The sequence below is a fragment of the Undibacterium sp. JH2W genome, assembly GCF_049340425.1.
Taxonomy (GTDB): domain Bacteria; phylum Pseudomonadota; class Gammaproteobacteria; order Burkholderiales; family Burkholderiaceae_D; genus Undibacterium.
In genome coordinates this window covers 114,279-133,351 of record NZ_JBMPOT010000006.1, presented here as the reverse complement: position 1 = coordinate 133,351, position 19,073 = coordinate 114,279, and the positions used below count along the sequence as shown (strand labels likewise).

The 19,073-nt window shown below is 53.7% G+C and carries 20 protein-coding genes; 15 read left to right on the top strand and 5 right to left on the bottom strand.

What is annotated here, in order from left to right:
• Positions 1–42 precede the first annotated feature (42 nt).
• From ACO0LC_RS10220 to ACO0LC_RS10205, 4 genes are all read right to left on the bottom strand, one after another.
• Complete coding sequence (locus ACO0LC_RS10220; protein WP_423002587.1) at positions 43–1,614, bottom strand: MFS transporter; 1,572 nt, start codon at positions 1,612–1,614, stop codon at positions 43–45.
• 47 nt (positions 1,615–1,661) lie between these two features.
• Positions 1,662–3,428, bottom strand: coding sequence for an ATP-binding protein (locus tag ACO0LC_RS10215; protein WP_423003039.1), 1,767 nt, complete (start codon positions 3,426–3,428; stop codon positions 1,662–1,664).
• Between the two features lie 149 nt (positions 3,429–3,577).
• Positions 3,578–4,219: a response regulator gene (locus ACO0LC_RS10210; protein ID WP_423002585.1), complete on the bottom strand. Its 642-nt coding sequence runs from the start codon at positions 4,217–4,219 to the stop codon at positions 3,578–3,580.
• Positions 4,216–5,268: a histidine kinase gene (locus tag ACO0LC_RS10205; protein ID WP_423002583.1), complete on the bottom strand. Its 1,053-nt coding sequence runs from the start codon at positions 5,266–5,268 to the stop codon at positions 4,216–4,218. Before ACO0LC_RS10205 ends, ACO0LC_RS10210 begins: the two co-directional genes overlap by 4 nt.
• A gap of 208 nt (positions 5,269–5,476) precedes the next feature.
• Here ACO0LC_RS10205 and ACO0LC_RS10200 point away from each other — a divergent pair, with 208 nt between their 5' ends.
• From ACO0LC_RS10200 to ACO0LC_RS10180, 5 genes are all read left to right on the top strand, one after another.
• Positions 5,477–6,310 (top strand): helix-turn-helix domain-containing protein, encoded by an 834-nt coding sequence (locus ACO0LC_RS10200; RefSeq protein WP_423002581.1) that lies wholly within the window; start codon positions 5,477–5,479, stop codon positions 6,308–6,310.
• Between the two features lie 200 nt (positions 6,311–6,510).
• A complete protein-coding gene (locus tag ACO0LC_RS10195; RefSeq protein WP_423002579.1) occupies positions 6,511–6,993 on the top strand; it encodes a cache domain-containing protein in 483 nt (160 codons plus the stop codon).
• Positions 6,994–7,257: 264 nt separating this feature from the next.
• The gene (locus ACO0LC_RS10190) at positions 7,258–8,136 is read left to right on the top strand and encodes an HlyC/CorC family transporter (RefSeq protein WP_423002577.1); all 879 of its coding nucleotides are present in this window, start codon (positions 7,258–7,260) and stop codon (positions 8,134–8,136) included.
• Between the two features lie 16 nt (positions 8,137–8,152).
• Positions 8,153–9,700 (top strand): apolipoprotein N-acyltransferase, encoded by a 1,548-nt coding sequence (gene lnt / locus ACO0LC_RS10185; protein ID WP_423002575.1) that lies wholly within the window; start codon positions 8,153–8,155, stop codon positions 9,698–9,700.
• Between the two features lie 298 nt (positions 9,701–9,998).
• Positions 9,999–10,739 (top strand): alpha/beta hydrolase, encoded by a 741-nt coding sequence (locus tag ACO0LC_RS10180; protein ID WP_423002573.1) that lies wholly within the window; start codon positions 9,999–10,001, stop codon positions 10,737–10,739.
• A 175-nt stretch (positions 10,740–10,914) separates the two neighbouring features.
• On the opposite strand, the gene ACO0LC_RS10175 is transcribed toward ACO0LC_RS10180, so the two are convergent.
• On the bottom strand, positions 10,915–11,580 hold the full coding sequence (locus ACO0LC_RS10175; protein WP_423003037.1) for a response regulator: 666 nt from the start codon (positions 11,578–11,580) through the stop codon (positions 10,915–10,917).
• 144 nt (positions 11,581–11,724) lie between these two features.
• Here ACO0LC_RS10175 and ACO0LC_RS10170 point away from each other — a divergent pair, with 144 nt between their 5' ends.
• From ACO0LC_RS10170 to ACO0LC_RS10125, 10 genes are all read left to right on the top strand, one after another.
• Positions 11,725–12,672: a sensor histidine kinase gene (locus ACO0LC_RS10170; RefSeq protein WP_423002571.1), complete on the top strand. Its 948-nt coding sequence runs from the start codon at positions 11,725–11,727 to the stop codon at positions 12,670–12,672.
• A gap of 392 nt (positions 12,673–13,064) precedes the next feature.
• Positions 13,065–13,889, top strand: coding sequence for an alpha/beta fold hydrolase (locus ACO0LC_RS10165; RefSeq protein ID WP_423003035.1), 825 nt, complete (start codon positions 13,065–13,067; stop codon positions 13,887–13,889).
• A 27-nt stretch (positions 13,890–13,916) separates the two neighbouring features.
• Entirely contained in the window at positions 13,917–14,297 is a 381-nt protein-coding gene (locus tag ACO0LC_RS10160; RefSeq protein WP_423002569.1) for a hypothetical protein, read from the top strand.
• 48 nt (positions 14,298–14,345) lie between these two features.
• Positions 14,346–14,819: a hypothetical protein gene (locus tag ACO0LC_RS10155; protein WP_423002567.1), complete on the top strand. Its 474-nt coding sequence runs from the start codon at positions 14,346–14,348 to the stop codon at positions 14,817–14,819.
• Positions 14,820–14,865: 46 nt separating this feature from the next.
• Positions 14,866–15,519 carry a hydrolase gene (locus ACO0LC_RS10150; protein ID WP_423002565.1) on the top strand — a complete coding sequence of 218 codons (654 nt, stop codon included), beginning with the start codon at positions 14,866–14,868 and terminating at the stop codon, positions 15,517–15,519.
• 81 nt (positions 15,520–15,600) lie between these two features.
• Complete coding sequence (locus ACO0LC_RS10145) at positions 15,601–17,451, top strand: amidohydrolase (RefSeq protein WP_423003033.1); 1,851 nt, start codon at positions 15,601–15,603, stop codon at positions 17,449–17,451.
• A gap of 10 nt (positions 17,452–17,461) precedes the next feature.
• Positions 17,462–17,689 (top strand): DUF1427 family protein, encoded by a 228-nt coding sequence (locus ACO0LC_RS10140; protein ID WP_423002563.1) that lies wholly within the window; start codon positions 17,462–17,464, stop codon positions 17,687–17,689.
• Position 17,690: 1 nt separating this feature from the next.
• Positions 17,691–17,843 carry a DUF1427 family protein gene (locus ACO0LC_RS10135; RefSeq protein ID WP_162060251.1) on the top strand — a complete coding sequence of 51 codons (153 nt, stop codon included), beginning with the start codon at positions 17,691–17,693 and terminating at the stop codon, positions 17,841–17,843.
• A gap of 10 nt (positions 17,844–17,853) precedes the next feature.
• Positions 17,854–18,270: a DoxX family protein gene (locus ACO0LC_RS10130; RefSeq protein ID WP_423002561.1), complete on the top strand. Its 417-nt coding sequence runs from the start codon at positions 17,854–17,856 to the stop codon at positions 18,268–18,270.
• Complete coding sequence (locus ACO0LC_RS10125; protein ID WP_423002559.1) at positions 18,267–18,926, top strand: YoaK family protein; 660 nt, start codon at positions 18,267–18,269, stop codon at positions 18,924–18,926. Before ACO0LC_RS10130 ends, ACO0LC_RS10125 begins: the two co-directional genes overlap by 4 nt.
• The last annotated feature ends 147 nt before the right edge of the window (positions 18,927–19,073 follow it).

The window sequence follows — 19,073 nt, the reverse complement described above, 5'->3', positions numbered from 1 at the left end:
TTGAAACCGCCATTACTGGCGGGTCTGGCACGCTGGCTCAATTTATCGACTGATATCCCAGTCCTTAGTCTCAGGCAAAAATAAACCCCCTATCAGCAAGGACATCAGCGCCACTGCAATGGAGTAATACAGGCCGGCATAGATATCCCCGGTGCTGGTGGCGATCAGGGTGGCAAAATACAGCATGAAACCACCAAAATAGCCCGTGCCTATATGGTAGGGCAGGGAGATACTGGAATAGCGTATGCGGGTAGGGAAAAGTTCAACCAGGTAGGCAGCAATAGGGCCGTAAGCCATACAGACATAAAACACCAGGATGAACAGGATCAGCACGATCATGGGTTTGTTGAGGGCGGCAGGATCAGCCTTGGTCGGGTAGCCAGCTTGCTGCAGTGCGGCTTTGATGGCTTTGGTATCAAGGCCCTTGATGCTGGCGCTGCCTATGCTGGTGGTGACGCCAGCCTGACTGCTGGCTTGCAGGCTATGGGCGATACCGGCGGCATTGAGGAATTCTTTGATTTTATCGCAATCGCTGACCGGGCCTGAGAACAGGTGCACTCTGCATTCATTGGATTGCATGCTGACAGGGGCGAGGCTCATGGCCTGTTCCAGCGCCGGATTGGCAAAATGAGTGAGGCCCTGGAACAGCGGGATGTAGCTGGCACTGGCGAGGATAAAACTCAGCATCATCAGACGTTTGCGGCCAAATTTGTCAGACAGGGCACCAAAAATCACATAGAAGGGAATCGCCAGCGCCAATGCCACCGACATCAGCAGATAGGCCGTGGCAAACTCCACCTTGAGGGATTTTTGCAGGAAGATCAGTGCATAGAATTGCCCTGTGTACCAAATGATGCCTACTCCGGCGACGGCACCGAACAGTGACAACAAGACATATTTCATATTGCCCCAGTTGGCGAAACTGTCGTGCACTGGTGCGGTCGACAAATTACCACTGGCCTTGAGGGCGGCAAACACCGGCGACTCGTTGAGCTTGGAACGTATATACAGCGAGACCCCAAACAGGGCCACCGAGATCAAGAAGGGGATGCGCCAGCCCCAGCTTTTAAAGGCAGCATCACCCATGATGGCCTGGCAAGCCAACACCACGATAAGCGACAGGAAAAAGCCCAGGCTGGCACAAATCTGTATCCAGCCTGTGGCATAACCTCGCCTGCCAGGCATGGCATGTTCTGCCACATAGGTGGCAGCACCGCCATATTCACCCCCCAACGCCAGACCTTGCAGGCAACGCAGGATGACCAGCAAAATGGGGGCCAGGATGCCTGCGGTTTCATAGGTAGGCAGCAAGCCGACCCCGGCGGTGGAGATGCCCATCAGGGTCATGGTGACCATGAAGGTGGTTTTGCGGCCAACCACATCGCCCATGCGGCCAAAGATCAGTGAGCCAAAGGGCCGCAAGACCAGGCCAGCACCGTAAGTTGCGAGGCCTGCCAGGAAGGCACCGGTTTCGCCCAGTTCTTTTGAATAAAACAGCGGCCCCAGGATGGCCGCCAGGGTGCCAAACACAAAGAAGTCATACCATTCAAAAGCCGTACCCAGGGAAGAACCAAAAATGACCTTCCGCTGTTCCTGCGCGCTGACTATCGCCATAGTGTAGATTTACTCCAAAGATCTGGTGGACCTTAAGTCCCCTGACATCATTGCAAAGGAGCATGGCGTGGCAAATCCAGTGTGAAGCTGCTACCCATACCCGGTTGGCTATATGCCCTTATCTTACCCCCAAGTATGGATGTGACGATGTTGTAACTGATGGACAAGCCTAATCCCGTACCTCCCTGGCCCATTTTTGTTGTGAAAAAGGGATCAAAGATGTGCCCCAGCACATGTTCATTCATGCCGCAGCCATTGTCTTCCAGCCTGACTTGTATCTTGTCTTTGCTTAAGGCAATGGCTGAAATGATAATTTTCCCGCTCTGCACATGCTCAAAACCGTGCAGCAGGGCATTGTTGATGAGGTTCATGATGACCTGGCCCAGCGGGCCGGGGTAGCTGTCGAGCAGGATGCCGTCGGGTATATCGACGATCAGTTGATGCTGGCGGGCGCTGATCTGGTTGACGATGGTGGCGCACAGGTCATGACAGGTCTTGCGCAAATCAAATTCCCGCCTTTGCGCCGTGGTCCTGTCGACGGCAATCTGCTTGAAGCTGAGCACCAGGTCGGCAGCGCTTTCCAGTGAATGTACCAGCAAGTCGCTGGCTTGCTGTACCTGTTTGATGAACAGTTCCAGGTCAGAGCGGCGCAGGGTTTGCTCCTTATGCTTGGCTGCCATGACGGCAGTCTTGTCACTGAGCGTGGTCGAGGTCAGCACGCTATTGCCTATGGGGGTATTGAGTTCATGCGCAACACCGGCTACCAGCGAGCCCAGTGCGGCCATTTTTTCTTGGGCTACCAGCTGTTCCTGGGCATTTTGCAGGCGCTGGTAGGCAAAGGCATTTTCCAGCGCAATCGCGCCATAGGCACACAGGGTCTTGAAGATCAGGCGTTCGCGTTCTCCATAGGCTTGCGCACGCTGTGCCTGCAAGGCCATGACGCCTATCGTGCGATCTGCCACCCGCAAAGGGGCACACAAGAGGCTATGCACATTATCCAATCCAGCCAGGGCAGTGTCGCCTGGTACGGCATTGCTAGCAGGGCTGAAGTCGCTGCCATGCTCAGGTGGGATGTCCAGGCAGATATCCCGGCGCTCCCTGACGCACATGCTATAGGGATGGACAGAGTCAGCCAGTTCTATGCTGTTGTGTTCGCGCTCGGCCTCAGACTCTATATGCAGGACTGGGTGCAGGCTGAGGCTGCTGTCATCGAGCAGAAAGACGCTGAAGCTGCTGGTTTCCAGCAAACCGGCGACATGGCGGTAGAGGCAGCGGCAAACCACGCTGATTTCCAGGTGGGCCGTGATGTCCTGGCCTATGGCACCGAGGCGCTCAAGGGTGGCATTGGTTTGCTTTAAGGTATTGAGTTCTTGCTCGGCCACGGCAGCGGCGGCTTCCTTGGCGGCGGCCAGCTCGAATTCGACTTTCTTGAGTGGCGTGACATCGGCCACATGGACAAAAAAACCGCACACTTTGCCATCAACAATGTCGGGTGTGTAAGTCATCAGGCTATGGCGTATGCTACCGTCGGGGATGACGACTTCGCGTTCAAAGACTTGTAATTCGCCGCGCAGGACGGCTTGTATATGGGCCAGGTTTTTTTCAAAGATGGGGCCCAGGGCATCGCGCATATAGATACCGCGCATCTGCTCCTTGGATTTGCCAAACCAGTGCGAGTAGGCGCTGTTGGAAAACTGGCAAATCAGGTCGGTATTCCAATAGCCAGTCATGGCGCTCAGGTGGTCGATGACCTTGAGAGCAATTTCCACGTTCTCTATGGGAGGGGGCTGCGCCTTGTTGCCACTGGTTTTCATCAAGTCTTCGTCCGCAAGTGAAGCTACTCCAGGTATGCTAACAGTTCAGCCAGGATGGATGCTTAATGCTAATTGAAAATTTTTGTGGCAGCAAATAGTGTGAGTTAAATTCAAAATACCAGAATTTAGCCCTGTCGTGCCAGATGAACTCAGATAATGCCCAGTTCCAGCCCACGCAAGACAGCGCGCACACGGTCGCGTACGGCCATTTTCGACAGTATGCTCGACACCTGGTTTTTCACCGTGCCTTCGCTGGTGCCCTGGGCTTCGGCGATTTCGCGGTTGTTGAAACCACCCGCCATCAGGGCCAGTATCTCGACTTCACGTTGTGTCAGCGGGTCATGCAATTGCTCTTCTACAAAATCCGGCGCCAGTTTATGGATGCCATGCAAGACCCGCTCGGTAATGGCGGGCCGGAACAGGGACTCGCCACGGGCTACACTACGGATGGCGACACTCAGCCTTTCCAGGCAAATATCCTTGAGCAAGAAGCCCTTGGCACCGGCGCGCATGCCGGCGAACAAGGCTTCGTCATCATCAAAGGTAGTCAACAGGATGGTCGCTGGCAAGTGCTGGCGGGCATTTAATTCTTGCAAGACGGCGATGCCTGACTTTTTTGGCATCCTGACATCCAGCAAGACCACGTCTGGTTGTAATTTTTCTATTAACTCTATGGCTGCATCGCCATCAGTGGCTTCGCCCACCACCTGTATGTCAGGCAGCATGGACAAGAGACCGGCAATGCCTGTCCTGATGAGGTTTTGATCATCGACCAGCAAGACCCGTATCATGTGCTGCCTTCTTTCTGTGGTAGCCAGATATGCAGATGAAAACCTTCATCCGGCTGGCTGCTGATGTGCATGCGCCCACCCAGTTCACTGACACGCTCACGCATGCCTGACAAGCCATGGCCAAGTTCATCGGTGCTGACGCCCTTGCCGTCATCGACCATGAGTAAAATAATGCCGTCCTGCTGGCGCGCCAGGTGGATATGCAGTTTTTTTGCCCTGGCATGGCGTATGCAATTGGTGATGCCTTCCTGTACACAACTGAAGACGGTGTGTGTCATCACCGGACACTGTATGTCAAGATTGGCCGCGAATTCCAGCGTCACTTGCGGGTCAGGTATAGCGCTGCACAGTGATTGCAGCGCCAGGCGCAAATCACTGACATGGTTGCTGCGCTCCATGGCAACCACGGTACGCACCTGGTTCAACAGGTTTTGTGCCAGATCACGTGAAATTGCCAGTGACTTGCTGCTGACCGCATCCTGGTTTTGTTCCAGGGTTTGCCGCAGGGCCAGATCAAGGTGCAGGTTCAGTGCCGTCAGGTGATGGCCGAGCACATCGTGCAAGTCGCGGGCGATGCGTACTCTTTCATTTTCACGCACGGCATCACTCAGGAGTATCTGGGTGGCTTTTAATTCTGCATAGGCAGATTTGAGTTCGACCTCGGCCAGTTTGAGAGGGGTGACGTCGGCCACATGGACAAAAAAGCCATGCACCTTGCCACCCTTGAAGCGCGGTGTATAGGTCATCAGACTATGTCTCAGGCTGCCATCGGCGACCCTGACGGCGCGTTCGAACACCTGTTTTTCACCATTCAATGCGCCCTGGATTTCCTTGCGGTTGAACATGAAAATTTCACCCAGGGCATCACGCATGGCGATGCCCTTCATTTCTGCACGCGACTTGCCAAACCAGTCTGCATAAGCATCGTTGGAAAACTGGCAAATCAAATCGGTATTCCAATACGCCATCATGGCAGGTGACCTGTTAATGACGAACAGGGCCAGGGCTGCCACATCCTGATGGGCATCGCCGGTTTCCTTATATTCCATGAGGGGCCTCGCTGCATTCGTCTGGGCGTAAGTGGAGGTAAACCCGGGACTCTACCTGCCACCCAAAACTAGCGCATGTGTCTAAAGTCATATGTGCAACTCTTTTTTTTAATTGCAGTATAAGGACGCCAGCATGTGACTTTAAGCACATGCGCCTGCCTGCCTCTGTCTACTAAGCTCTGCATCTTTGTCTAGCCGGGCGGAAATCTTGAACGCAGAAAAAACAGACATTCGTAGTCTTAGTGACGATACACTTTACGAAATCAGGAAACAAGTCGTTGCCATGCATCTGGCGGGACAGGGACGCACGCGGATTGCCAGCCATCTTCAGCTCAGCTATAGCGGTGTGGTGAAAATCATCAAACTCTATGAGCGTGCCGGCAATGTGGTGCCAGCGCCAGCCGTCCGCGGTCGCAAGAATGGTCAGCAGCGCTTGCTGACGGCTGCCCAGGAGCAAGCGTTGAAAGACATGATCGCCAGCCAGCCGCCAACGGCCTATGGGCTGGCCCACCAGCTCTGGTGTCGCGAAGCCATCGTCATGCTGGTGCAGCAACAGACCAGGATAGCCCTGCCTTTGCGTACCGTCAGCCATTACATGGAACGCTGGGGCTATGCCAGCAGCCAGCTGCAAAGCCCTGAACTGGCCAAGCAAAAAATACAAGAATTTCGCTCAAAAAAGCAACAGAACCTGGCCGCGCCGGAACTGTGCTGGCTGAGCCGGAAATTGCCGCCTACCCTGGGTGGCCAGATCGGCGAAATCATTTCTGTCATCAATGGCCGGGGCAGCTTGCGCTGGTTATGCCTGCCTGTAGTCGGGAATAGCACTGACTTGCAGTTTTTTTTACGCGGCCTGCTGGCTGATAGCAAGAAAAACCTGTTGGTACTGGGTTTGCAAAAAGAGGATTTGACGGATCTGGAAAACATGTCTTTGGAACTGGCGCATTGCCGCCTGGAATGCGTGCTGGAACAGAATGAGCTGGCGGTGGATGCGGACCCTGGCAAGCAAGCATCTTCATGGCACTTCGGCCATGCCGGGATTTAACCAGGACGCTATGTGCCCTCAGGCATCTTCAAAGTAAAAAGAAAGTGAAATCGATCATACTATTTATTGACCAAATTAAAAAGTTGCATAAGATAAACCAGTGGTCTTGTTCTCGCATCGTCCACTTGCGCATGTCATTGTTATGTAATTAATACATGCATTACAGGATAATTTCATATCTGCACTTGAAAGGAAGAAAAATGAAACAACTGAATAAGTGGTTTTTTTCCGTAATGATGGCAATAGCGGTGCTGGGCTGGTCAGGCATGGCACTGGCGGCAGAAAGAGCTAACAAAGAAGAAGCGGTGGCGATGGTGAAAAAAGCCGTGGCTTATTACAAAGCCAATGGCCGCGAAAAGGCACTGGTGGCATTCAGCGACCAGGCCGGACCTTTCAGGGACAGGGAATTATTCCTCATCGTACTAGACCCCAAGGGCACGGCAGTGGCGCATACCGCCCTGAAAAAAATGATAGGCGTCAACATCATGGACTTGAAAGACCAGAATGGCGTCGAGATCATCAAGAGTTTTTATAAGGCCGTAGAAAAGAGCAATTCTGGCTGGAGTGCCGAATACACCTTCATCAACCCGTCGACCCAGCAGTTGGAACCCAAGCTCACCTATGTGGAAAAAGTGGATGACTTGCTCATTGCCTGCGGGTATCACTTCCTGAAAAACAAATAAAAATTGTATTAAGTGCAATGTTAACCCCAGGCCAGCCAGCAGACCACAACATCTGCTCCAGCTGGCTTTTTTTGTCTTTAAGACAAAAATAATGACACCATGATGACAGATCTACACTTTGTTCTGTGATTGTCTGTTTTTAGGCAAATTTCATGGTTTCGACCTGGTGGCACTGTAAATTTTGCAAGCAAGTGCTGCAAAATTTGGGAAACCACCCCCACTTGTTGTATTCTGTAGGATTGAAACAACGGCGTTACGCCTATTATGCAAGAGCACTCTAGTAAGGTCAGAGCATCTGACCTTAAACCCCATAGGTCATTGTTTGAACGATTGACCGCCCTGATTTCTCCTGAACCTGAAAACCGCGCCGAGCTGCTGGAAGTCTTGCACGACGCGCAAGAACGCAATCTCATCGACGCCGACGCACTGGCGATGATAGAAGGCGTGTTCCAGGTATCTGACCTGTGCGCACGCGACATCATGGTGCCGCGCGCGCAAATGGATGTCATCGATATTTCCAATCCCATAGAAGAATGGATGCCAGAAGTGCTGGAGACAGCGCATTCCCGCTTTCCGGCGGTGGATGGTGATCGCGACAAGGTCGTCGGTATCCTGCTCGCCAAGGATTTGCTGCGTTATTACGCCTCAGACGCTTTTGATGTGCGCGACATGCTGCGCCCCGTCATCTACATCCCTGAATCCAAGCGCCTGAATATTCTGCTGCGTGATTTTCGCGCCAACCGCAATCATATTGCCATGGTGGTCGATGAATACGGCGGTGTCTCTGGCCTCATCACCATCGAAGACGTGCTGGAACAAATCGTCGGAGATATCGAAGATGAATACGATTTCGAGGAAGAAGAAGACAATATCCTGGCGCTGGAAAGCAAGGGCAATGGCAAACGCTGGCGCATCAAGGGCCTGACTGATCTTGAGCAGTTCAATAACACCCTGGGCACGACGCTGGGCTCTGAGCATGCCGAAACCATAGGTGCCTATGTAGCTGACTATATGGGCGAGTTGCCACATATGGGCGATGAGTTCTCGATAGGCAATCTCTACTTTGAAGTCTTGCGCGCCGATGCCCGGGAAGTGCAGATGCTGCTAGTAGAACAAAGACCGACTGTGCGCTCCGATGATTAAGGCAGTGCAGTCTTTGTTGTCTTCTCTGTCTGTACGTTCTTCCTTCCTGCTGATGCTGGTGGCAGGGGCGATGAATGTGCTGTCGTTCGCCCCCTTCCATTACTGGCCTGTGCAAATACTAGGCATGGCCCTGCTATTCAGTCAGGTCTTGCGTGAAGGTGAACATGCCATTAGCCGCAAACGGGCAGGCTGGCTGGCCTGGGCTTATGGCCTGGGCTGGCTGACCGCCAGCACCAGCTGGCTGGTGTATGCCATGACGGTCTATGGCGGCTTGCCTGGGGTTTTTTCCCTGCTAGCCCTGATGTTCTTGACTGGCGCGCTGTCCATCTATGTGGCTGCCGCTGCCTGGGGCACGCTATATTTGCAACAGCGCTGGAAAATTTCTTCTACAGCCGCAGGCTTGCTGGTTTTGCCGGGTTTGTTTACGGTGGCGGAATGGCTGCGTATTTGCTTCCTGACGGGCTTTCCATGGACCATCTCCGGCTACGCTCACACCCATAGCCCGCTTGCCGGGTTTGCACCTGTCATTGGCGTGCTGGGTCTGTGCTGGGTCAATGCCTTGCTGGCGGCAGCGCTGGCGCTGTTGTTGACAAACAGGACTAGCCGCAAGCAAAACCTGGCCTTGCCTGGATTGATTGTTGCTGTCTTTGTGGCTGGCTTTGCCTTGCAACAAATCCGCTGGACACAGCCGCAAGGCGCAGCCATACAGGTACGCCTCTTGCAGGGCAATGTCGCGCAAGACATGAAGTTCAGCCAGGATCACCTGAATGATTCGCTGAGCCTGTATCACGACATGATCACGCAAACCCCGGCTGATCTCATCGTCACCCCTGAGACGGCTCTGCCCATGCTGACTTCGCAACTGCCGCCAGATTATCTGCCGATCTTGAATACCTTTGCGCAAGACAGCAACAGCACCGTCATCCTGGGTGTGGGCGTGCATGATGGTGGTGACCAATATTCAAACAGCGTACTCGGCATGTCACGCCAGTATGCCCAGCCCTATCGCTACGACAAACATCACCTCGTGCCTTTTGGTGAATTCATACCGCCGGGCTTTCGCTGGTTTGTGAAAATGATGGCCATCCCCATGGGTGAGTTTTCCACCTTTGGTCCCATACAACCCGCCATGAAAGTCGCTGGTCAGTGGATCATGCCGAATATCTGCTACGAAGATTTGTTTGGTGAAGAAATCGCCGCGCAACTCTCGGCGCAACATACCGCTGGCCAGCCAGTTGCCAGCATCCTGCTGAATGCCTCCAACCTGGCCTGGTATGGCAAATCCTTCGCCATCCCCCAGCATCTGCAAATATCGCAAATGCGCGTCCTCGAAACCGGCCGTCCCATGCTGCGTGCTACCAACACCGGCGCCACCGCAGTCATAGCTCCAGGCGGCGCGGTCGAGCAGCTCCTGCCTGAAAATACCCGCGCCGTACTGGCTGCGAATGTGCAGGGCTATACCGGCATGACGCCTTACATCCTCATTGGCAACCTCGGCGCACTGGGCTTGTCTGCACTGGGGGTGCTGCTGGCGTTTTTGTTGGGACGCAGGGCAGTCAAATAAACTGTTCAAAGGTAGGAGCGGCTCAAGCCGCTCCTGCATAAAGTGTGACACCGAATCATGAGTTTTGTAGGTACGATTAGCGCAGCGTAATCGTACGAATGTTTATTTACCTTAGATATTTTGACATAGTGCGACGTTCACTTTGTTGAATTCAGTAAGGCAATGTGCTGGTTTTCTTTTTGATGAAAAATTTCAAAGAACAGTGGTAAGTCGCCTGCAGCATGCGTACGATTACGCTGCGCTAATCGTACATACGCATTGTTCTTAGTTTCGTTCTACGTAAATTACAGTAAACAATATGACAGAAGACCTCTCCATCCTGAGCCGCAAGGGCAATCCACCTGATCACAGCCTGATTTATGGCAGCCATGCAGACCAGGTAGCCGATATACGTTTTGGCAGTGACGGTGCACGACGCCCCCTGCTGATGTTGATACACGGCGGTTTCTGGAAACCAGAATATGACAGGCAGCATACCGAGGCAATGTCCAGCGCAATGGCCGCCGAAGGCTGGACGGTTGTCACACCAGAATATCGCCGCATCCCCGGCAAGCCTGACGCCAGCCTGGAAGATATCGCCAGCGCGATAGAAATGCTGCCACACCAGGTGGGGCGACACAACGGCAAGATAGTGCTGGTCGGGCATTCTGCCGGTGGCCACCTGGTGCTGTGGGCCGCCGTCAAATGTGCAAGGCCCGCACTCGCCGGTGTACTTGCCCTGGCACCCGCCGCCGACCTGCGCATGGCCTACGATTTGCAGTTAGGTGATAAGGCCGTGATGCGCTTCCTGGGCAAGAATCCGGCTGAACGCCCAGATGTCGATCCCATGCAGTTACCTGCGCCTGCAGTGCCTGTGATTGTGCTGCAAGGTGCCCTTGATGCAGTTGTTCCTCGTGCTGTGCCTGAAGCTTACTGTAAGGCTTTTCCCAAAACGCAATTGGTATTGTTGCCTGAAGCCGGGCATTTTGCTGTGATTGATCCGCAAAGTCATGCCTGGCTTACAGTGTCATCGGCTTTGCGTGGTTTGTCGGGCTTATGAAAAATTCATAGGCTAATTCTGCGATAGTTGCGGAGACTCAGAGTTAAGCAAGCGTAATCGTACGCATGCTTATGCACCTCAAATGATGCGGGCGGTACGCAAGCAAGTCGTACTAAATCGCATCCGCGGCTGGGGTATTGCTTACTTATCGCTTACTTATCGCTTACTTATTTCCTCAGGATTTTATCGCCTGATTAAGACAATTCAAATCGATGATGCCACGTTGCAGGGCTAGTACAGCTGCATGGGTGCGGTCGTTGGCGGTCAGTTTTGACAGAATATTTTTGACGTGGGCTTTGACGGTGTCTTCAGAGATCGCAAGATAAAGGGCAATGCGTTTATTGGATTTGCCATCAGCCACCAGTCTCAGCACCTCCACTTCGCGCTTGCTCAGTGCATCACCGCTGGCGGGTGAGATCAGTTCCATGGCAATATCACCAGGGATGCAACGGCGTCCGCTATGGACCTGGCGCACGGTGTCGAGCAAGTCCTTGCGCAGCATGCTTTTGAGCAGATAACCGGCCGCTCCTGCCTTGACGGCGCGCAGGGCGCGTACATCACCTTCATAGGTGGTCAGGATGATGATCCTGGCTTGCGGGAATTCCTGGCGTATGGCGATGGTCGCGTCGATGCCATTCATGTCTGGCATCTGGATATCCATGAGCGTGACATCGGGGCGCAATGCACGGTAACTGGTCAGTGCTTCGTTACCATTCGTCGCTTCACCCACCACGCGCATATCGGCCTGGCTTTCTATGACGCTGGCGATCCCCTGTCGAAACAGGGGATGGTCATCCACTGACAAAATAGTGATTGCTGCGGTCGATTCGCAATGTTCCATGATTCCTGTTTGCAAAATGGACCTGGGAGCGTGTTTCCTCTGGCATGAGGGCTTCGCATCCACAGTGTTTGTTTAAAAGTGCAATATATCATCGTTTGGTGAAACTGGTATTGGCACAACCGTAAAATGACAGTGCAATAAGCTATGCCAGACGCTGTCAATTACCCTGAATGGGTATTGCCTGTTTGCGCCGCTGGCATGACATTGCTCACTTCCTTCACATCAAACCAGGACTTCATGTTGATCGCAACCTATCAGGTTTGCAGCATGCCTGGCACGCTACATTTCTTTTATGACGCGATGTTGCCCTGGCAATCGACGCTGGCTGTGCTGGTGCTGAGTGCATGCATCTACTTCCTGTGCCAGGCGGGCATGTCACGCGCTGCCACCTTGAGCCAGCGGAGCTTGCAGGGCAGTCCTGCGCTTGAGGATGTGCACGATACCCTGATACAGGGTATGCAAGGGCTGATGCTGAGCCTGCAAACCACCGCCAGCCATCTGCCTGGCGATGGACATGAGCGGGCACAAATAGAAACGGTGCTGGACGAGGCTGATAATTTGCTGGCACAGGGGCGGCAAGTCATGCAGGATGAACAAAGCGCCGCTCACTCAGGCACCGACCTGGAACAAGCGCTGGCCAGACTGGCCATCAGTCTGGCATCTGGCAACCACACCTCTTTTCGCCTTTGCATCAGTGGCTCTGGCTTGCCCGTCACAAGAGACACGCTCACTACCCTTTATCAACTGGCACGGGTGGCCATGATTCATGCCGCCTTGCATGCGCATGCAGAGACGGTGGAAGTAGAGCTTTGTCATGCCTGGGGCACGTTCAGCTTGCGCATCCGTGATGACGGCAAGGGCAGGACAAGAAGAAATATGGACGCAGATAAGCAGCACTACTATCCCTGTGTGCAGCAAATGCAGGCGCATGCCATTGCCCTGCAAGCCAGACTGGAAATGTGGAGTGGCCCAGAGGCAGGTACAGAATTGTCACTGAGCCTGGGCAGCAAATCTGTACCCGACTGCCAGTTGGCAGCGTCGCGCTTCGACAGGGCTGGGCATTTTCTGCAAAAGCAATTGTATGGGCAATAGATGTCGCGGATAGATATTGGCGGCCATCCAAAAACTACCCGAAATGATGAGTCGCCTACCCCGCTTTGGGGTGATGTGCAATTTTTACAGGAACCCTACACTAGCTCGCATCTGCTACACCCAGCTTGCCATTGCGCTCAACCGCCATTGTTTTGGGGCTGGGGCCTAGTCCCTTATTTATTGATGTAATTGGAGAATGCATGGAAACCAAAGACCACGACATGGCAGTGGATCACCAGCGGCGCAAGGTCTTGCTCGGCAGTGTTGCTACTGTCGGCGCAATCAGCCTGCCGTTTGGCGCCATGGCTATCTCTTCAACACAGGCCGATCAGGCAAAGCAAACAACACCAGCAACAGCAGCAACAACAGCTCACTTCCACGGAGAGAAAAAAATGGCTTACTTCAAAACCAAAGATGGTACGGATATTTATTACAAGGACTGGGGCTCAGGTCAGCCCGTGGTTTTTTGCCATGGCTGGCCATTGAATTCTGATAGCTGGGAATCGCAAATGATCTTCCTGGCCTCACAAGGCTTCCGCTGTATCGCCCATGACCGCCGTGGTCATGGCCGTTCCAGCCAGCCTTGGGATGGCAATGACATGGACCACTACGCCGACGATCTGGCGCAGTTGATTGAATTGCTGGACCTGAAAAACGTCGTCCTGTTTGGCTTCTCTACCGGCGGTGGTGAAGTGGCGCGCTATATCAGCCGCCATGGCACCAAGCGTCTGGCCAAGGCTGGCCTGATCTCTGCTGTGCCACCTTTGATGTTGAAGACAGATACCAACCCTGGTGGTTTGCCCATGTCAGTCTTTGATGGCTTGCGTGCCGGTTCACTGGCTAACCGTGCGCAACTGTATCTGGACGTGGCAGGCGGTCCTTTCTATGGTTTCAACCGCCCTGGTGCCAAAGTATCGCAAGGCCTGGTCAATTCCTGGTGGGCACAAGGTATGCAGGCAGGACATAAAAATACCTATGATTCCATCAAGGCATTCTCGGAAACTGACTTCAGGGAAGATCTCAAGAAATTTGATATCCCTACCCTGATCGTGCATGGTGATGACGACCAGATCGTGCCTATCGATGCCGCTGGACGTGCTTCTGCCAAATTGGTCAAGAATTCCAAACTGCTGGTCTACGCAGGTGCGCCACATGGCTTGACGGATACCCACAAGGACCAGTTCAACAAAGACATGCTCAATTTTATCAAAGGCTAAACCCAGGTACACCACTCCGGGCCAGCTATGCAAAGACTGTATTCCATGTTTCCGGCTGGCCGGGCCGGTGCAGGTTTGCTGATACTGCGCATCGTGGTGGCCTTACAGCTTCCCGCAGCCAGTGCCTGTTGCAGCAAACCAGCAATGGCTGACTGGATAGACATGTTGATAGAGGGCCTGGCCGTCTTGCTGTGCATAGGCATATTAACGCCGCTGCTTGCCCTGCTTTGCGTGGCAACGGCGGCTTTGTGCCTGTTCGGCCAGGGGGTGTTATCCAGCATGTCGCCAGTGATATGCCTGGTGATTGCCAATGCCATCGCACTGGCATTATTGGGGCCGGGAGCGTATTCCCTTGATGCGAAATTTTTTGGACGGCGCCTGATCGTCCTGAGCGATACCAGGCCATGAGTTTTCGCTACATCTGCAATAACAAACCGTTGAGGGAAGGGCAAGACCATGTTTGGACTTACTACACTGGGTATTTTTCACACCGCCGTCAGTCTGGTTGCCGTGATTGCCGGCCTGCATGCATTTTTGCGCTGGCAAGCCATAGACCCGCGCAAGACTGGGGGCAAGGTATATCTGGTGATGACGGTAGTTTCTTGCCTGACTGGCCTGGGCATATTTGCCCACGGCGGCTTTGGCAAACCGCATGCCCTGGCCCTGATTACCCTGGTGGTATTGGCGGTAGCCGTGCTGGCGCAAACCAGTTCTTTGTTTGGCCATTTTTCAAGGCAGGTAGAGGTAGTCAGCTATTCACTGAGTTTTTTCTTTCACCTTATACCTGGCATTACCGAAACCAGCACGCGCCTGCCTTTGGGCCACCCTCTGCTGGACAGTCCCGAAGCACCAGTCTTGCAAACTTTATTTGCGGTGTTGTTTGTCATTTTTCTTGTTGCTGCGATCTGGCAAGCCAGACGCATAAAATAAAAGTAGTCCTCCATTCATCCACTCAAATTTATTGAAAGAACATATCATGCCTATCGCTAAAGCAGAACCAGGTAAAGCCCTGTTAAACCCGACTAACCATACCCTGATCATGATAGATCATCAACCGCAAATGGCCTTTGCGACTAAATCCATCGACCTGGTGGCCTTGCGCAATAATGCCGCCATGGTGGCCAAGGCTGCCAAAGAATTCCAGGTGGCGACCATCCTGACCACGGTGGCAGAAAAGTCTTTTTCTGGCCCCATTTTTGAAGAAATCAAAAACGTCTTCCCCGATGAAAAAATCGTCGACCGCACCAGCATGAACACCTGGGAAGACAGTCGCATTGCCGAGCTCGTCAATGCCAAAGGCAAGGATAGAATCGTACTGGCTGGCCTGTGGACTTCAGTCTGCATCGTCGGCCCGGCTATCTCGGCACTGGAACAAGGTTTTGAAGTGTATGTGATTGCGGACGCTTGCGGTGATGTCTCAGCAGAAGCACACCAGCACGCCATGGAGCGCATGATACAAATGGGTGCCCGCCCGATGACCTCGCTGCAATACCTGCTGGAATTACAGCGTGACTGGGCGCGTGGTGAGACTTACAATCAAACTGTGGCGACGGCTATTACCCATGGCGGTGGCTATGGCCTGGGCCTGATTTATGCGAAGAGCATGTTCAATGCGAGTGAAGCGCATTAATCTTTGACAGGCTTTTGTTTTTAATGATCCGGCGGCTAAAAAACCACCGGATCAATGATGATTTTTCAAGAGGTAACCATGATGAACGCAGACCTGATCTTACACAACGGCCAGTTCCACACGGTAGACCGCAGTCAGCCAATCGCTGGTGCTGTCGCCATCAAGGATGGCAAGTTCCTGGCGGTTGGTGATACAGAAAGCGTCATGCGTTTCAAGGCTGACAGCACCCAAGTCATTGACCTGCAAAGGCGCTGCGTCATCCCCGGCCTGAATGATTCGCACATCCACCTGATACGCGGCGGCCTTAACTACAATCTTGAATTGCGCTGGGAAGGCGTGCCCTCGCTGGCAGATGCCCTGCGCATGTTGAAAGAGCAGGCCTTGCGTACGCCACAGCCACAATGGGTGAGGGTAGTGGGTGGCTGGACTGAGTTCCAGTTCGCAGAAAAACGCATGCCCACGCTGGAAGAAATCAATGCTGCTGCGCCAGATACGCCAGTGTTTATCCTGCATCTGTATGACAGGGCACTGCTCAACCGTGCGGCCTTGCGCGCAGTCGGTTATACCAAGGATACACCTAACCCGCCCGGTGGCGAAATCCAGCGCGATGCCGCAGGCAATCCTACCGGCATGCTCATCGCCAAACCCAATGCGATGATACTGTATGCCACCCTGGCCAAAGGCCCCAAGCTGCCGCTGGAACTGCAAGTCAATTCCACCCGCCAGTTCATGCGTGAGCTAAACCGCCTGGGTTTGACCAGCGCAATTGATGCTGGTGGCGGCTTCCAGAATTATCCTGAAGACTATGCCATCATAGACCAGCTCGCCAAAGATCAGCAACTGACCATACGCATAGCCTACAACCTGTTCACCCAAAACAAGGGACAAGAGCTAGAAGACTTTGAGCGCTGGACTGGCATGGTCAAGCCCGGTGATGGCAGCGATTTTTACCGCCACAATGGCGCGGGTGAAATGCTGGTATTTTCTGCAGCCGATTTTGAAGATTTTCTGGAGCCGCGCCCCGACCTGGCCGCAGGCATGGAAGACGAACTAGAAAAAGTCGTGCGCCATCTGGTCAGCCAGCGCTGGCCTTTCCGTCTGCATGCCACCTATGACGAGTCCATCAGCCGCATGCTCGATGTGTTTGAAAAGGTCAACCGCGAAATCCCTTTCGATGGCCTGCACTGGATGTTTGACCATGCTGAGACGATTACAGAACACAATATAGAACGCGTGCGTAGTCTCGGCGGTGGCATCGCCATCCAGCACAGGATGGCTTTCCAGGGGGAATATTTTGTCGAGCGCTATAGTGCGGATGCCGCCCGTGCGACACCACCTGTTGCCAAAATGCTGGAGATGGGCGTGCCCGTAGGCGCAGGCACTGACGCCACCCGCGTGGCCAGCTACAACCCCTGGACTGCGCTGTATTGGTTAGTCTCTGGCCGCACCGTTGGTGGCTTGCGCCTGGCCAGTGTCATTGCACAATTATCACGCGATGCCGCGCTGGAGTTATGGACGCTGGGCAGTAGTTGGTTTTCCAATGAGCAGGGCAAAAAAGGCCAGATCAAGGAAGGCCAATTCGCTGACCTGGCCGTGCTGTCGGCTGATTATTTCAGCGTGGCTGAAGAGAGCATCAAACACATAGAAGCTGTACTCACCATCGTCGATGGCAAGATCGTGTATGGCGCGGCAGAATTTGGCCCCTTGTCACCACCTGCAATACCGGTGCTGCCAGACTGGTCGCCCGTCAGCAAGGTCAGCGGCCATTATCGCGCAGCGACAGGCACGCAAAAGATAGCCTTGCCGCACCAGTGCCGTGGCGCTTGTGGTGTGCATGTACACAGGCATGATGTAGCGCGTGGTGCCAATGTACCAGTTTCTGATTTTTCAGGCTTCTGGGGTGCGCTGGGCTGTAGTTGTTTTGCTTTTTAAGGAATAAGCCATGCGCTATTCAAAAATATTGCTGGGCCTGGTCATCTCCTTCGTCACTGGTGCAGGCTGCAATTTGCTGCACATACCCGTGCCATCTCCGCCGGTATTGAGCGGGGCTTTCCTGGTGTTCACCATGAGTCTGGGTTATTGGCTGGTGGACCGTTACACCCAGGCGCAGGAAGCAAAACACAAGGTCTTGTGCGGCGGCCATGCACTCGACGACAAGAAGGGAGCTTGATATGGATATCGCCATAGGTGCATTACTGGGTCTGGCCATCGGTGGCTTATGCCGCTGGTTGGATATCCCTTCGCCAGCACCACCGACACCCATCGGTGCTTTGCTGGTGGTGGCCATGACGGTCGGTTACCTGGCAGCTGGTCAGTTCGCCTGAAAGGCATAAGATGAGTACGATGAATTTCTTCCAGCGTCTGTCCGTGCCAGCCAAACCTGATCTGGGCTTGCTCTTCCTCAGGCTGGCAGGCGCTTTCATGCTCTTGTATGTGCATGGCTTGCCCAAGCTTATGCATTACAGCACAGAGCTGGCGCATATTGATGACCCTATGCATCTGGGCCGCAGCCTGACGTTGTGGCTGGCGCTGCTGGCAGAAATTGCCTGCCCGCTGCTGATTGCAGCAGGCATCTTGACAAGGCTGGCTTGTCTGCCCATCATCTTCTTGCTGCTGGTGTCCATGCTGGCGGTACATCCGGACTGGAGCATAGCCGAAGGCCAGTTTGGCTGGCTGTTGTTGATCATCTTTGGCAGCATCGCCCTGGCCGGGCCGGGCAGGTATTCATTGAGCAAAGGCAAAACTGCATGACAAGCAAGCACACGCTGGGTATTGCCCTTGGTTTTACCGCAGGCTATGTCGATACTGTGGGCTTTGTCGCCCTGTTTGGCTTGTTCTCCGCCCATGTGACTGGCAACTTTGTGCTCATCGGCAGCGAGCTGGCCCACCCCAGCCATGGTGTGCTGATCAAGTTTCTGGCTTTCCCGGCCTTTATCCTGGCAGTGGCACTGGCACGCATTGTCGCTGTCAAGCTGGAAGCCAGCGGTAAATCCGCCGCGCGGGCACTGACAGGCATGCAGTTATTGTTCTTGCTGGCCTTCATGCTGCTGGGTTGTTTATCTGTTCCTGTGCAAAGCACAGATGCTGTCTTGCCACTGGTCGCAGGCATAGCCGGTGCCGCCGCCATGGGCATACAAAACGCCGCCAGCCGCCTGGTATGGACAGAACTGGCACCCACCACCGTCATGACAGGCAATGTCACACAGATCGTGATTGACCTGGTTGACATACTCAGGGGCAGTGCAGTGACAGGCACCAAGGCCCGCTTGTGGAAATTTTTGTGGCCAGTACTGGCCTTTGGCGTAGGGGCAGTGGGCGGGGCATTTGCGTTTATGTATGCAGGCTTTTTTGCGCTGGTTTTGCCAATACTGATGTTGAGCGCGGTCTTGCTGTTTTTTTCTGAGTAAGCTGAGCTGCATATTCGTCTGTATTCTTGATACATTACCCTTACTGCACAAATAAGCGTAAAAAGTAATCACTTATCATTCGTTTCGTTTTGATAAATTTGGTTAGACTGTGGGCTATAGATTGTTTATTTATCGTCCAGGATCACA